A 14865-nucleotide genomic window follows, 5' to 3' on the forward strand; every position below is an offset into this window, starting at 1 on the left:
TCGCCCTCACCACACCTTCAGTTCAGTTGTTTGAGCATCGTCTCCAGGGCCTTACGGTCTGCATCACTAAGCGTATCCCCGTGATCGCTCAGATAGGCCTCGATCACCTGACGGCTTTGAGTGCGGGATTTGGCGTTCTTCTTCGCTTCATTTTGCTGACGGATCACGTTGTTCAACAGTGCCGTGTCGTAATTCGCCACTTCTTCCGGAGATCGCCAATCAGGAAGTTCACAAGTGTTGGAGAGAAGAACCACATCGTCACGCCCAACTTTTTTCTGAAGGCTTTCACATATAGCGTTGTCCCATTCGTTGTAAGGAACGCGAATCCAGTCAGTCCTGGGCATCATAGAGAACTGTCCACCCATTGCCGTGGATGCATATTCAAAGCGCCATTTTTCGTAAGCCCTCGACAAATCATGGCAGTATTTGATGGTGTCAAGGTCGGAATTGACCAATTCCATTCCCTCAGTGCCATATCTGCCAAGAATATAGTCAAGAGTGAATTGGGCACGGTTTGCTTCATACTCAGCTTCATATTGACTGCGAAGTTTTCGGTCACCGGCTCCATTAATTGGATTCCAAACACGGCGAATAAAGTCGCGCGTTTTATTTCCGTATCCGCCATCCCCTCCTCCTCTTTCTGTATCAAGCCAGACACGGTTCCAGTAATCGAACGCTTGGTTATCTACACATCGTTCATACGCCTTCTCCAGCTGGAGAAACGTGCGGTCCTCCTCCCAGAAGTTTCTCGCCCTATCAACATCGAAGAAGGCCGTCCGAACAGGTTCTTTGGCAATTTCATACAGCCCAGGGGTTTCACCCAAAGCGGGCAAGCTCACCAAAAGGATCAGCATCATGGAAAACGCTGAAACAATAGACTGTGCGACCTGTACTGTCGCGCAAACCTTCATCGGTCTTTCCGAGAAATTCTTTGGTTCGCTGTCCACCGTACTTTTGGACGGCATGATCGATGTTTTCATCGCTGTAACCTGCCTCTGGCTGTGTGTTTCAGGTCTAAAGATTCTACTAGGTCAAACAGATCTTGCAAGCATAGGTAGAGAACTTTTCTTCGTAATTCTGGCAGGAGCACTACTTGCTGGAAACAAAGCCGGTCTTGTCATGGGTTTTTATATGATTGCGACCGAAACCATGAATGCAGCGGCAAAAACAGTGCTAGTTGCCGCTCAAAATATAAACGACAAATCTTCTCTCATTGATGTGCCGGGCAAGTACACAAAAGCGGCCGCGTTAATATATGTGGCAGAACAAGGGTTCTTCAAAGTCCTTGATGTAGCTTGGGAACTCTGGAAATCGTTTTCGGTTGGCAACATGACCGGCCCACTCACGGCTGTCCTGATCGTCATTCCGTGGATGCTTCTGGTCGTCGTGTATTTTGCTCAAGTTACAGTCACGCTTTTCCGTGTTGGCGTAATTGCCGGGCTTGCCCCCTGGATACTGTTGGGAGTGGGATTCCAATGGAGCAAAGGGATGGTCTGGCAGGGAATCAAATCACTGATTGCAGCGGCTATGGTCCTTTATGGAGCAACCATGGCAGTAGGTATCTGTCTATGTGCAGTTGCCTTGCTCTCCTCAGGAGATACCTTCTCCGCCGCCAAAATGAGTGGTGGAACCTTCTTCACCAGCTCGGGCTTCCTTGCAGTTGTTCTTGGCGTGATGGGAACTGTCTTTGTCACCGAAGCGACTGCTGTCGCCAATTCTATAGCTGAATCGCAATTCACCAACACTGCAGCCGCAACTATGGCCGGTGCCGCGCTCGGTGCTGCCGCCACATTGGGCAAGAAGTTTGCGCCTCCCGGAGCAAAAGCTGCGCTGGCGTTTGCGGATAAGGCAACCGGTGCAATCCAGTCTGGCATCGGCTCAGCCCAAGACGCTTATGCGAACAACTCCGACATTCTTGGCTCAGCCAAAAGCAGTCTTGGCGGAGATATCCGCGACCTAAGCCGGGGCAACCATACCAAAAACTTTGATGACTATCTCGACAGCCTCCGTCGTGGCGGCATTTCACGCAACTGACACAGATTAGGTGAGGATAATGAAAATCCTGATTGAAATTTACAGCCTGCTGTTTCCGGTCGCCGGTTTTATCGCCACGATGATCAGGCAAGCAAGTCTTCTAACCATTTCTGCACTCGTCTTGGCGCTTGTTTTCGAACCGGACAATCTGGTGATGATTATTCGTGCGTTTCTCTCACTGGAAATTCGGGATCAAGCCCAGATTTTGCGGCAAGTCACGCTCATGGTCTTGGGTGTTTCATTCATCGTCCAGCTCGCGCTTGACCTCGCAAGTCTCAAATCAAGCCGTGAAACCAGCAGCTCTGTTGACGGTGAGAAAGGTGCATCATGACCGGCCCCGGCAAGCTCTCATCCGATGGACAGCATGATAGCTCCCACCATCCAGAAAATAATCGGGATGAACAACGGAAGTGCGACAGCGGAAAGTGTGAGTACGGCAGTTTTCCGCATGGATTGCTTAAGCGGGACATTGTTCAGAAAACCCCAAACAACCAGGACCAGTCCAACAATCAGAAAAGTGAGGATACCGCTGAGCGCAGCCGGTTCACCACATTCCTGTACCATATGGGCAAAGAAGTCGGGATCAGGGGCAAAGTCATTAGGGGAAAGTGCTCCTTGCAGGAATTCCGTGCCGACAAGGGTGTGATGATCAAGACAGGTTGCAATGCTCACCCTGATTTCCTTCCGTCCTTTATGGTGTCACTTGCAAGCTTTTCCCTCTGTGCTGCTATCACAGAAGGTGCAGGTGGTGTGTATTACATCTTCTACGCCACGCTGGCCTTTTTTTCGAGCTTGGTCTGCATCCTGTTTTACAGGATGTTTTCAGGGCGGCCGGTCTTCAATCTGATTGAAAAATGCCTGCCAATGCGCGGCATATGCCTTGTGTTTCTCATGGCATTCGCAGTCCTTCCCGACAAAGAACCCTACTGGGGGATCCTTTCAGTCGCGATCCTGCCCTGCGCTGCGATCAGCGCCTTCCGGGACGTTTCCATTCTTTCCATGAAGCTTGTCTCCCTCCGCAAGAAAGGTTCGTCATGAACAATTTTGATAAGAAAGCGCAGCTCAAAAATGTGCGTCATTACATCCTTCCGGAAATCGCAAATTGGCTTGGTTTTGTTTTGAGGATGGGTGCCTCCTTTCTGGCATGCGTCTCTGGCTACATCGGTGGCAGTTTTCTGCTTCTGATCTGTTTCGTTCCGAATGAAGCTATCTATGCATTTGAGATTTTGGCAACGACCACGCCAGAGACCTTGCAGAGTGGAGCTCTCGAATTGGCTCCCATTCTGACCGGCTTGTGGTTCATGCATATGGGCTTATTTGCTGCCATCTCCGGCAAATTCCCGTTTTCAGCTAAAGCTTCGAAGCACCCTGAAAAGATAGGCGCAGCACGATCTGCCTTCCCCTCTATCGAAGGAGAAAGCAAGTGAAACATCTGATCATTGTTATCTCCACTGTCGTTCTTCTTACCGGTTGTGCGGTCACCAAAAAAGATGTGGAATTGCCCAAAGAGGGCACAGGCACAGACGAAATGAAAAAGAGCCCGTGTGCCTGTCAACCGATTGAATTCAACAGCGGAGGCTTTGAATGGGTCGGTTGAAAACATTCCTTGAAAACCGTCGCTTTCGCCGCGCTGCCAAACTCGCGAAGAAGAACCGTGTCAAGGCAGAACGCGAGGACAAACGAGCTGCAGCTGCAGCACTCGCCCCTACCGGTCGGCACGCTGCAGTTGCCACGGCAGATCCGTTTGCCTTCGAGGCGTCTCATAAACGGCTTGCATGGATGTTCCGCCTTTCGGCCGGCGGAAACATCGCGCAACTATTCGCCATTGTTGTGCTGGTCAATGTGATCGCCGGCATGGTGCCCTTGAAAGAGAAAATTCCCCTTCTGATCCGACCGGTAACAGACGATCAGCTGCGCTTTCGCATTGAGCCTGCAACAGAGGATGTCAAGGGCTTTGATGTCGAACTTGAAGGCACCGCAAGACGCTATGTCAAAATGCTTCTTGAGATCGATGCGGTTTCACAAGAGGCCCGCCAACGCGAAGTCTCGAAGATGAGCGAAAGAAAGCTCTGGAACACGTTTCATTCCGAGTGGATTGAAAGCGGAAAGATCAGCGATGCGATTAAAGAGGGTCGTGATCGCGAAATCAAAATCGAAAGCGCAAACCGCATTTATAGCAGCGACAACAAATACCGGTTCGCTGTCGATTTCACGCGCATTGATAAGATCAAAGGAAAGCTTGTCGGAGATCCTGTCAAATTGCGTGCCTACCTGTCGATGGTCTCGGTTCCGACCGTCGTTTCCCTTGAAGACAAATACACCAATCCGTTCGGCATCGTCGTGACGGACCTGTCTCTGCGTTCCCGAGGTGGATCATGATCATCCCTAAAATCCTTCGCATATTTATTCATCTTGTTGCGGTCCTGTGCCTTATCGGATTTATCGTGCTGATGGGACTTGACGCGATGGCACAAACCCCAGCACGGCCTCCAATGCCAGGGCAAAGTGCGCCATTCGTCGGCTCGCAGGGTTCCCCCACCACGCCGAACGCCGCACCCCAAGCGGCGATGCCGGTTCCTGACAGTATCGTCGAACAGGCAAAACAACAGGCAGAAGGCGAGTTTGGCGTTCTTGAACGTCCTCGCACGTCTGGACAGATTCAAGAGGTGTGGGACTACGCCACAAAAGACGATGGCGTTTATATCACCGATCTTTGCAAGGACTGCACCTACCGTATCCGGACCCGCGAGTATGCCATCACAGTCATTGAACTTCCGCAAGGCGAAGTCATCAGCAGAATTGACATTGGCGATCTAGACAATTGGACAGTCCAGGAACGAGGGGAACGGCGTATTGCTGTTCGCCCAAAAGGATATGGATATGACACCAGCATGGCTGTCTATGGCGCGTCTGGCCACGTGTATCCGATCTATCTACGGGCAGAAGGTGTTAATTCGACAAATATCCCCGACTTAATGGTGCGGATCGCTGGCGTCGTCCAGATAGATCGGAATATTGCGGTTCCGGACGTCGGGAAAACGTCATCTGAAACGACTGTTACCTCTCCGACCGATGAATCCACCAAGACATCTGCCAAGCTTCCGAAACTGGCAGTGTCGGGAAATGACAACGTTTCCGATGCTGTGACAGGTCTTACGGAAACCGCTCCTGGAACAGCTGATGATGATTTCGTGGCAGAAGCCAAATTTGATCCCAACTCACTGCGCGGTTGGGGAAAATACAAGTTGTGGGGTGATGAGGAACTGGAACCCGAAACCGTCTTCAGGGATGACGAATTCACTTACATTCGCTTTGGCGACAAGTGGAAGGATGTGGAACTTCCCACGGCTTATGTCGTCGTCGATGAATTTGACGAACTGGTTAATACCAGAGTGCAAGGACAGACGTTCATCGTCGAAAGCACTCAGAAGCTGATCACGCTCAAGAGCGGTTTCAAGTTCATGTGTATTGAGTACACAGGGGCATAGCAAATGAACGGCTTTTGCGATATCGCCCTGGTACTGGGGATGACTTTCAGCGGGATGTGCAGTGACGCTGGACAAGGGGCACATCAGCCAACCTTGCCCGAAGATGATCGATCTGTCTGGGAGTTGCCAGCTGCACCGCCACCACCCCCGCCAGCTCCGCCCCCGGCCGCGCCGAATTTCCCGCCAATCATCATCAAACGGGAAGCTCCGCCACCTGCCCCTGCACCGGAACCGGAACCAGAACCAATGCCAGAGCCAGCACTCGAACCGGCGCCACAAGTCATGCCGAAACCAGATCCCTATCGGTTGGCATTGCAAGCAGCCTGGTCACGGGCGCAACAAAGCACTGCGCGGAACGTTGCGCTTGCTGCCTACAGCAACCCTACCGTTCCGATGGGACCAGATGAACCGCCATTGATCGGTACCGATCTACCCAAAATCGGTCGCAGAATTTCGCCCGATCCGCTGGACCTGAAGCAGATCGGTAAAGAGCCAGAAGACTATTCCGGCCCGAGAAAGGTTTCATCTCTGCCCGTCGATAACTCACGCAAGATCGCGCAAGACAGATACATCTCGGTCCAGCTTGAAACCGGGATAAACACGCAGGTCGGCGCAGATGAGCCAGGATCCGTCATTCTGCAAACCACTCGTGATGTCTATGGCTACCATGGACGGTTGGTGTTGGTGCCGAAAGGCTCCCGCCTTGTATGCACCTTCATGGCCCCAAGTGACATGGGGAGCAGCCAGATCGGGATCAATTGTGAGCGCATTCTCATGGCTGGTCATCGAGCTGAAATTGTCGATATCGGATCAAATGTGACCAATCAGCAGGGTTGGCTCGGTGTTTCTGGCGAAGTCGATAACCGGTTCTGGCAGCGATATGGAAATGCCTTCTTGCTGACCGGCATTTCCACAGCCGTTCGATATGCCGCAGCCAGCACAAAAAGCGAAAACGATGATGGCGAGGTCGCAACGGCCGCTGCCGAGAAAGCATCAGAAGAACTTTCCAACAAGTTCGGCGAGATAACGGCTGACATGCTTGAGAAGACCATCGATCTCAAACCGATCATCCAGATACCACAAGGTACCCGTCTTCAGATCCGTCCTGCAACGGACTGGTATATCAAGGAAATGGAGTAAACCATGAAGAGCAAACTGCTAGCGTTGCTTTTGCTGTTGTCCTGTCTTGACCTGTCGGCATCAGCGCAGGATATCAGCAATGACACAAACACCAATGCGCCTATATCGACTGCCGCTCCCGAAGATACGGCCGACATCGATGCGATGGTCGAAAAGGTAAACATCATCACCCGTGCGAACAGCACAACGGAACTGCCCGAGAACGATCCGATCCCGCTTGATCTCGGACTTGTCGAAGTTCCGGGAGTCTCCACGGATCTGACAAAGGGTGTTACGGCCAAAGCATATGCACGATACGTTTCTGTTGACGGCATGAAGATCGGTCAGCTGGTGCTGTCCAGTGTCGAGAAAGGTGATCGTGTTGAAGCCCTGAACTCCGACAACTTTGTTGCACAGTTCGATCTCAATCAACCGGCTCTGGATCCTTCTTCACCAATTTCGGTTGAAGGTAACAAGGAAGAACTAACTGCAGCTCTCGAACGTCTTGCAGCAGATGAAGAAACATCAGAACAAGTCAAAGAAGAAGAAGTGGCTGATTCCGGTGTTGGCGCAACAGGTGGAGATCCGGGTTCAAACGCAAGCTCCAATCCCGACGCATCAGGCTATAGCACTCCGGCCTCTCTTGACGTAGGTGACGCACCCAAAATTTCGTCAAACATCACTACAGAAGGGTGTGAGATCCGTGTCGATCTAGATCAACTTCAAGCGATTCAACAAACCCGGGTGGTCACAACGACAGACGGCACCCCGGAATATGGCGAATGTGCTGATGGTGCGGAGCGTTTCAAGATTGATATGTCGTTCGCTGTATGCCCCTACGATGAAAATATCGAAACGATGAAGGCAACCGCCCAGTTCATGTATTACTACACGGATGGCGGCGGAAACCGAGAAGAGATTGGCGATTGTCAGCCAGACTCTGAGAAAGTCTATGACATCGTTGAAGACCGTAACGCATGTCGTGTCTATCTCGATTACATCAACCTTCAGGCCATCCCGCAAGGCAAGCTGGTTTACACCAATCATAATGGCAAAGTTGTTCCTGTAGCCGATTGTGCTGCATCAATTGAAATCGATCCGGTGCCGATGATCGAAACCACCGAAGGCTGCGATATTCGCGATGACTTTATCGCCGGAATGTCATTTGGTCGTTCGAAATATATCTACAATCTTGAAGGTCAGGATTGGGATACGTCCTGTCAGGATAACGATGAAGAGTATTCACACACCACGATCTATAAGACAGCCAACGGCGATCAGGTGTGCGAACCGATTATCAACAGGGAGAGCGGGAAAGTTACTCTTCAAAGCCGGGTGATGATTAATGTGAACGGCTTCGAGCTTTATCGCTCGCCATGCACGCCGGACACCTCTGCCAAGGATATCCAGTCAACGACGGCCGGCTGCGAAGATCCATCAAAATGGACCCACAATCTCAGCACCAGTCAAAGTATCGGGCAGGAACGGTTTTATTATCTTCTCGATGGGAAACAGGAACCCGTTACTGAATGCCAGGACAACGGTGTCATTTATTCTCATCAACAGGAGTTGACCGGCTGGCAACCTCACGATGTGCAGCTTTTCGCTTATAGGCTCGTAACGGTCTATATCGAGGGCGTTCCAACCGTTACTGGTCGATACAACGTACTGACATCCCAGGTGCTACCTGGAGACCCCCAAATTCCCTACACATATGTCGGCGTCGGGCCTGCAACAAATGGGGAAACCTTTTATGAGGGATGCACCCGGTTTGACGAACGGGACGAAGTGGAGACCTACAAGCGTCCTGATGGGTCATCGCATAAAGTCATAGTTGGTGATGCGCTACCATTAAATCTTGGCAACAAGTGCATCGCGAACTTTGACTGGGCCACCCCGACCAACTCAAGCTGGACAGCCCCCCAAAACCATACTGGGGGTCCTTGCGGTAATGGCTCTGGAACCACCACAGTCAAAGTGGGCGGATCCGACGGCTACTACGAGAACCGAACGGTCTACAACTCCAACCATTGCAACTATACCTCGTCAGTAGGAACAAGAACGACTGTGCGCGAAGACGGGGAACTCATAGGAGAACCGCAAAGTAATACCTGCACAACACTCGCGGCACAAAGCTCAGTCCACCAAAAACAATCAGGCTGGGAATATTGGACCCAATACGAACCAAATAAATACAATTACCCCACACATTCCGACAGCGTGAAGAGCGGTTGCATGGGCAACTGGGGGTGGTGGTGATGAACGCCATAACCCCACCAATTAACCCTGTTTACAGGCAGATTGTCCTACCTCTTGCCCAATATTATGACGATCCAAACACTGTGGAGGTCCGGCTGAACAAGCCGGGCCAGATCATCGTGGATCGCCGAGGAGAAGGCAAACAGCTCATCGTTGATGAGAACCTTACACAGGCAGCTATTGAGCAGCTTTGCAAAAGCCTGTCGAATGTCCGTGGTCTTAATTTCGATCCGGACAACAATCCAATCCTCTCAACGGCATTGGATGAAGGGCATCGCTTTGAATGTCTGGTCGGACCATCCGTCCGGTCGGGTCTGAGTCTTGCAATTCGCTGCAAGCATCCTTTCGTTCCGACATGGGATCAGCTCATCAAGGCAACTCGAAAAGGCAATCGGGATGCACTGGATGAAGCTCTTGAGCGCCGAAAAATCCGGTGCGAAACCGAAATCCGCGATGTTCTGATTGAGGCGATGGTAAATGGCTGGAACATCATCATCTCGGGCGGCACCAATACCGGTAAAACGACCCTCCTAAATCTACTGCTTGCTTCTCTTGATGACGATATCCGTGTGATCGGTGCGGAAGACACGATGGAGTTGGCGCTTGAACGGTTCTGGGACGGCAACGGATTGCTCGCAGCCCGTGAGAGTGCAGCAGGAACCGGCATGGTGGATTGGCGTGTTCTGTTCGATCACACCAACCGCATCACTCCGGACAGAGTTTTGTTTGGTGAAATCAGCACCAGAAATGCCTTTGCCGCTCTGGGCACGCTCAATGCCGGCGTAGAAGGTGTGACCTTCACGATCCACTCTGAAAACCCGAGACACGCCATCCATCGCAAGTTCGATCAGAATATTGCCTGGGCGGGGATGAAAATGGACAGGGTTCCAGAATTTTTGACCGAACTCGTTGATGTTGTCGTTCAAATCAAGCGGGACCGTGACGGTTTCCGACGGATCACAGATATCTGGCAGCCCAAGAACGACAATTTCATCCTCAAAGACGGGAGGGCAGCGTGATGAGCCAGCGTTTCGGTCACTTTCTTCTTGTCGTCATTTTGCTAGGGACCATTGCTGGCATCCTGCTTGAATGGCATCTGTCGGTCGGCTTCGATCCCAGAAACCCGGATTGGTGGAAATGGCTGGGTGCGACTTTGGTTCACCCGGCCGGCCTTCCTAAGGAAATGCTTTTTCCAGCCTTTGGGATCATCCTTGGCGGTATCGCGCTTATGGGCGTTGTTGGTTTTGTTATGAACCGCGCTCGCAACGATACGATGGCTGGGGGGCGTAGCAGCAAAGATATCCATGGCTCAGCTCGCTGGGCAACCATCAAGGATATCCGGAAAGCACGTCTTTTTCGCAAAAACGGTGTGGTCATTGGCAGTGTCAAAACCGGACTTGGGAAAGTTCGGGAACTCCGGCATAACGGGCCTGAACATGTGCTGGCATTTGCTCCAACTCGTACAGGTAAAGGTGTCAGTATCATTCTTCCAACACTTTTGAGTTGGACGGAAAGTGTTCTCATCCTTGATATCAAAGGTGAGAACTTTGCCAAAACAGCGGGTTGGCGAGCAAGCCTCGGACATCGTGTATGTCGTTTTGATCCCACCAATCCCGAGCCAAGCGAGACAATCCGTTTTAACCCGCTTGCCGAAGTCCGCATTACATCGCGGCGGGATATTGCCGACTGCCAGAATATCGCAAACATGGTCATTGATCCGGATGGCAAGGGAATTGCTGGCAATTACTGGCGTGAAGAAGGTTGGGGATGGTTATCAGTTGTCCTTTTGCATGTGCTTTACAAGGTCATGAAAGAGGAAAATCGCATCGCCTGCTTTGATGATGTGAATATCTTTCTTTCCGGCATATCGACAGTGAAGCCGCCCGCAGAAGCCTTGGAAGCTGCAAGGGAAGGAGCATCCAGGGAAGTTTCAGATGATCAGATGTCAGCACAAGACAACTTTGTAAAGATCCTCGAAGCGATGGCCGAATATGACCATGGTTATGCACATGTAAATAAAGAGGTGCGTCGTGGAGCGAACAGTCTTGCCATTAAAGCTCCACAAGAAAGATCTGGCGTACATTCGAACGCGAAAACCCAGCTAACACTCTACGCTGACCCGATCATTGCTGAAAACACCGCTGTCAGTGATTTCCGGCTTGATGATCTGATGAACGGTAAAACACCAATGTCGCTTTATCTGGCCTTCTCGCCGGCGGACAAAGACCGCCTGGTGCCATTGATCCGAATTATGATGAACTTGTTCTTGCGCCGCCTCACCGAGAAAATGGAGTTCGAAGACGGCAAGACGAAGCGTGGTTACAAGCATCGCCTCCTGCTCATGCTTGATGAGTTTCCGGCAATTGGCAAATTAGAGATATTTGAAGACGCTCTCGCCTTCATGGCCGGCTACGGCATCAAAGCCTACATCATTATCCAGAACATCGAACAGCTCTGGAAAAAGTATGGCAAAGATGAATCGATCTTTGCGAACTGCCATGTTCGAAGCGCGTTCACTCCGAATCAATTTAGCACTGCCGAGCTCCTGTCCAAATTGGCCGGCAAGCAGACGATTGTTCAACGAAAACAATCACAGTCAGGGAAAGCCGGCTCAATTACCGGTTCAAATTCGGCAAACATTCAAGAAACTTCACGGGACTTGCTGACGCCTGACGAAATCATGCGCTTGCCTATGCTCGATGTCGATGAAGACGGGAATAGACCACCCGTGCCGGGTGACAGCTTGATTTTCGTGGCTGGTCGCCCCCCGATTTATGGGCGTCAGCGTCTTTATTTCCTCGACAAGAAACTGTCCGAAAGATCGAAACTCGCACCTCCACGGATGAAACAATCGGGTGTCGCCAATCTAACGACCGTAACTATGGAGAAACAGCATGACGCAGCCTGAAAACATCAAGGGCGCAAACGCCCGGTTAAATGAAACAGAGTATCTCAAGCTCGCTTCCTCCGTTGTTGTGGCTGCGAGTGTCGGCGGGCCAGTTCCAGTTGATCCGGATGTTGCAGACGCGATGGGAGCCTTTGACGAAGAGGCGTTGTCTCTTGATGACGCCTTGGACAGTCACCTCGATGGCGAAGATCCAACCGCATTCGAGGAGATTCTGGGCAATGGCTAAAATGAATTTCCGCGAGAACGTTGTTAAAACGCTGCTTGATCAAATGGAGGCTGGCACCGCCCCCTGGCAAAAACCTTGGGAACCCGGCCGCTTCCGTCAACCATCGTTCAACCCTGCAACTGGAAAAGCCTATCGCGGCTTGAACCAGGTGTGGCTCGAAGCACAAGGCTATGCAGATCCGCGCTGGGTAACTTACCGCCAAGCCCAGTCGAACGGATATCAGGTCCGAAAAGGCGAAAAAGGAACACAAATCGAATATTGGCAATGGTCTGAGCGCAGCCCAATGCGAAATGAGCAAGGGCAACCAATGCTCGATGCAAACGGCAAACAACGGTATCTGGAAACCCGGCTGGATCGCCCAAAGGTATTTCACGCTGTCGTCTTCAATGGCTCTCAGATTGACGGTCTTGAGGCGTATGTCGGCCGCGAACCAGAGTTTAACCCGGTTGAACGCGCTGAACAGGTGCTTTCAGGGTTGAATGTCCCGATCCATCATGATCAGCGAGACCGTGCCTTTTACCATCCACTCAGCGATGAAATCCATATGCCCCCGAAAGGCTGGTTCAAAGGACAATACGAATATTATGCAACGGCCTTGCATGAAGGTGGCCATGCCACTGGCCACCCTTCCCGTCTTGCCCGAGACGGTGGACCATTCGGGTCTGAGGATTACGCTCGCGAAGAGCTGCGAGCCGAAATCGCAAGCTACATGATGACGACTGAGCTCGGCCTCGGTCACTATCCGGAACGTCATGCGCCCTATCTAAAGAGCTGGATGGCTGCGATCCGTGAGGATCGCAATGCTTTGTTCCAGGCAACGCGAGACGCAGAAGTCATTCGAACGTGGGTTATGGAGCCTGAAAAGCGCTTGGAACTTGCCCAGGGCAAGGAACAAACAAAGGAAATGTCCCAAGTGCAATCGATGTCGCCAGGAATGTCCGTTGATCAACGGATGGACCAGAGACGACGAGAAGCCATAGACAACATGTTTGAAAAACATCCCGAAGCCCATCCGACCCTGTGGGCTATGCATCTGCAAGATTCTCTGGTTTTGACCGGTTCTCGCGAAGATACACAATTGTTGCCTGTAAACGTGTTGAAAGAACGGTTGTACGCAACAGACCTGTCCACAGACAACCTTGTGCGATTTATGGGGCAGTCCGCCGAAATGGCGAACTGGGCAAATGTCGCCTTAGGAGATTTACCAAATCAGGACGGTGGCACGCCCAGCGCCCTCCACCAACATTACAGCCGGTTGGCGGAGAGGTTTAACAAGGTCGATTGGCTCTCTGATATAGCCGCCTCATCAGAACGCAAAACCATGGGTGCGGCCTATCGAGCCGAGATTTTAGCTGAACTTGAAAAAGAATCCGGCAAATCTGCTGCCCATCAGGAGTTTCTGTCAGCCATGTGGGATCTGGACGGCCCCAAAGAGACAAGCCGTATCGAGAAGCCTTCCTGGTATATCGAAGCGGAGGAACGCAAGACCGGCTTTCTGATGCGCTTGTCTCTGCCGATAGCGACAGAAAATACCAAGATCTCTGAACAGTCCATGTCCCCGCAGCAGAATTCGAGCCGGGAGGAATTGCAGATGTCTGAAGCTGACAAAAGCCAAATTTCTAATGATCAAGCATTCGATCATTCAGAAAACAAACGCATTTATCTGAATGTCCCATTCCGGGAAAAGAATGAGGCCAAGGAAGCTGGCGCAAAATGGGATCGTCGGCATAAATCCTGGTATGTCAATGATGGCGAGGATTTGAAGGCCTTTACCAAATGGCAGCAAAAGATCGAGGTCAACGAACAGGAAATCGATCCGATGCAGGAGTTTGCAGCTGCCTGCAGGTCAGAAGGTTTGTTGATCGACGAACCTGTCATGGATGGTAAATGGCATCGTGTTGCCGTCATCGGAGATGCAAAAGGCAAAACCAGCGGCTCTTATCGCGGTTTCATTGAAGGGATACCAGCTGGCCAAATCATGAACTTCAAAAAGGCGTCGGAACCCGTCAAATGGGTCTCAACCGGTTCCAAGGTTGATCCTGCAGATCTCGAACGCCTCAAGGCGCAGGCTGCGGCCCGGAAAGCAGAGCAACAGCAGGAACTGCAGTTCCAGTACAAGCAGGTGGCCAAACGCGCGTATGGCATCTTTGCAAATGCGATTGATGCCTCAAATGACCACGGATATCTGAAGAAAAAGCAGGTAACTGGTGAAACGCTTCGTGTGGATCGATCTGGAAACCTTCTTGTGCCGATGAGCAATGAAAAAGGCTTCATCGAGAACGTCCAGAACATCTCTTCCGATGGTACAAAAATTTATCTGAAGGACGGACGAAAACGCGGCCTGATGCATGTCATTCCTGGCAAAAAGAATAGCCCGCTTATCATTGCCGAAGGCTATGCGACGGCAAAAAGCCTCAACATGGCCACCGGCTTTAGTACCGTAGTAGCCTTCGATGGTGGAAACCTCCCGGTTATCGCGGAAGCCATGCGGCAACAGAACCCCGACCGGCAGATCCTCATCGCCGCTGATGATGATCACAAGCTAGTTGAAAAACTGGGTTTCAACCCGGGCCTGAAAGCAGCAGAACGGGCTGCAGATAGGTCACAGGCCCAGATCCTCAAACCCATCTTTACGAATGAGGAAAAGCTGCAAGGTCTATCTGATCACAATGATCTGCATGTTGCGCGAGGCTTTGATGTGTTCCGGCGCGAGATCCGCGAACAACTTTCGGAACTGGGTATTTCGACCAGCCGTGGCAGATCAACGCAGATCTTGTCCAAGAAACAAAAGACCCAATCAAGCCAGATGTCGGTTTGATTTCTTAAACGTG

General features: G+C 51.4%; 15 protein-coding genes. 13 read left to right on the top strand and 2 right to left on the bottom strand.

Annotation, left to right across the window (positions count from 1 at the left end; all coding sequences use genetic code 11):
• Positions 1-17 precede the first annotated feature (17 nt).
• Positions 18-857: a hypothetical protein gene (locus AUQ41_RS16280; RefSeq protein ID WP_063089303.1), complete on the bottom strand. Its 840-nt coding sequence runs from the start codon at positions 855-857 to the stop codon at positions 18-20.
• On the opposite strand from AUQ41_RS16280, the gene AUQ41_RS16285 reads away from it, so the two are divergent.
• From AUQ41_RS16285 to AUQ41_RS16310, 7 genes are read left to right on the top strand one after another with little or no spacing between them, the layout of a single operon-like run.
• Positions 856-2034, top strand: a complete 1179-nt coding sequence (locus tag AUQ41_RS16285; protein ID WP_063089304.1) for a hypothetical protein — start codon at positions 856-858, stop codon at positions 2032-2034. The two genes, AUQ41_RS16280 and AUQ41_RS16285, sit on opposite strands and share 2 nt — an antisense overlap.
• A gap of 19 nt (positions 2035-2053) precedes the next feature.
• A complete protein-coding gene (locus AUQ41_RS16290; protein ID WP_063089305.1) occupies positions 2054-2365 on the top strand; it encodes a hypothetical protein in 312 nt (103 codons plus the stop codon).
• Complete coding sequence (locus AUQ41_RS16295; protein WP_063089306.1) at positions 2362-3072, top strand: hypothetical protein; 711 nt, start codon at positions 2362-2364, stop codon at positions 3070-3072. Before AUQ41_RS16290 ends, AUQ41_RS16295 begins: the two co-directional genes overlap by 4 nt.
• Complete coding sequence (locus AUQ41_RS16300; protein WP_063089307.1) at positions 3069-3461, top strand: hypothetical protein; 393 nt, start codon at positions 3069-3071, stop codon at positions 3459-3461. The genes AUQ41_RS16295 and AUQ41_RS16300 overlap by 4 nt, the downstream gene beginning before the upstream one ends.
• The gene (locus tag AUQ41_RS21065; protein WP_168173425.1) at positions 3458-3631 is read left to right on the top strand and encodes a hypothetical protein; all 174 of its coding nucleotides are present in this window, start codon (positions 3458-3460) and stop codon (positions 3629-3631) included. Before AUQ41_RS16300 ends, AUQ41_RS21065 begins: the two co-directional genes overlap by 4 nt.
• The gene (locus tag AUQ41_RS16305) at positions 3619-4413 is read left to right on the top strand and encodes a type IV secretion system protein (protein ID WP_063089308.1); all 795 of its coding nucleotides are present in this window, start codon (positions 3619-3621) and stop codon (positions 4411-4413) included. The genes AUQ41_RS21065 and AUQ41_RS16305 overlap by 13 nt, the downstream gene beginning before the upstream one ends.
• Positions 4410-5522: a TrbG/VirB9 family P-type conjugative transfer protein gene (locus tag AUQ41_RS16310; protein WP_232308418.1), complete on the top strand. Its 1113-nt coding sequence runs from the start codon at positions 4410-4412 to the stop codon at positions 5520-5522. The genes AUQ41_RS16305 and AUQ41_RS16310 overlap by 4 nt, the downstream gene beginning before the upstream one ends.
• Positions 5523-5605: 83 nt before the next feature.
• On the opposite strand, the gene AUQ41_RS21225 is transcribed toward AUQ41_RS16310, so the two are convergent.
• Positions 5606-5806 carry a hypothetical protein gene (locus AUQ41_RS21225; RefSeq protein WP_232308419.1) on the bottom strand — a complete coding sequence of 67 codons (201 nt, stop codon included), beginning with the start codon at positions 5804-5806 and terminating at the stop codon, positions 5606-5608.
• Between AUQ41_RS21225 and AUQ41_RS16315 the strand changes: the two genes are divergently transcribed.
• From AUQ41_RS16315 to AUQ41_RS16340, 6 genes are read left to right on the top strand one after another with little or no spacing between them, the layout of a single operon-like run.
• On the top strand, positions 5805-6662 hold the full coding sequence (locus tag AUQ41_RS16315) for a TrbI/VirB10 family protein (protein ID WP_232308420.1): 858 nt from the start codon (positions 5805-5807) through the stop codon (positions 6660-6662). The genes AUQ41_RS21225 and AUQ41_RS16315 overlap by 2 nt on opposite strands.
• Positions 6663-6665: 3 nt before the next feature.
• On the top strand, positions 6666-8900 hold the full coding sequence (locus AUQ41_RS16320) for a hypothetical protein (protein WP_063089310.1): 2235 nt from the start codon (positions 6666-6668) through the stop codon (positions 8898-8900).
• Positions 8900-9919, top strand: coding sequence for an ATPase, T2SS/T4P/T4SS family (locus AUQ41_RS16325; protein ID WP_063089311.1), 1020 nt, complete (start codon positions 8900-8902; stop codon positions 9917-9919). The genes AUQ41_RS16320 and AUQ41_RS16325 overlap by 1 nt, the downstream gene beginning before the upstream one ends.
• Entirely contained in the window at positions 9919-11808 is a 1890-nt protein-coding gene (locus AUQ41_RS16330) for a type IV secretory system conjugative DNA transfer family protein (protein WP_083952850.1), read from the top strand. The genes AUQ41_RS16325 and AUQ41_RS16330 overlap by 1 nt, the downstream gene beginning before the upstream one ends.
• Positions 11795-12034: a hypothetical protein gene (locus AUQ41_RS16335; protein ID WP_063089312.1), complete on the top strand. Its 240-nt coding sequence runs from the start codon at positions 11795-11797 to the stop codon at positions 12032-12034. Before AUQ41_RS16330 ends, AUQ41_RS16335 begins: the two co-directional genes overlap by 14 nt.
• Complete coding sequence (locus tag AUQ41_RS16340; protein WP_168173424.1) at positions 12027-14852, top strand: zincin-like metallopeptidase domain-containing protein; 2826 nt, start codon at positions 12027-12029, stop codon at positions 14850-14852. Before AUQ41_RS16335 ends, AUQ41_RS16340 begins: the two co-directional genes overlap by 8 nt.
• Positions 14853-14865 lie beyond the last annotated feature (13 nt).

Source organism: Thalassospira sp. MCCC 1A02898, from assembly GCF_001618185.1.
GTDB classification, from domain to species: Bacteria; Pseudomonadota; Alphaproteobacteria; order Rhodospirillales; family Thalassospiraceae; genus Thalassospira; species Thalassospira tepidiphila.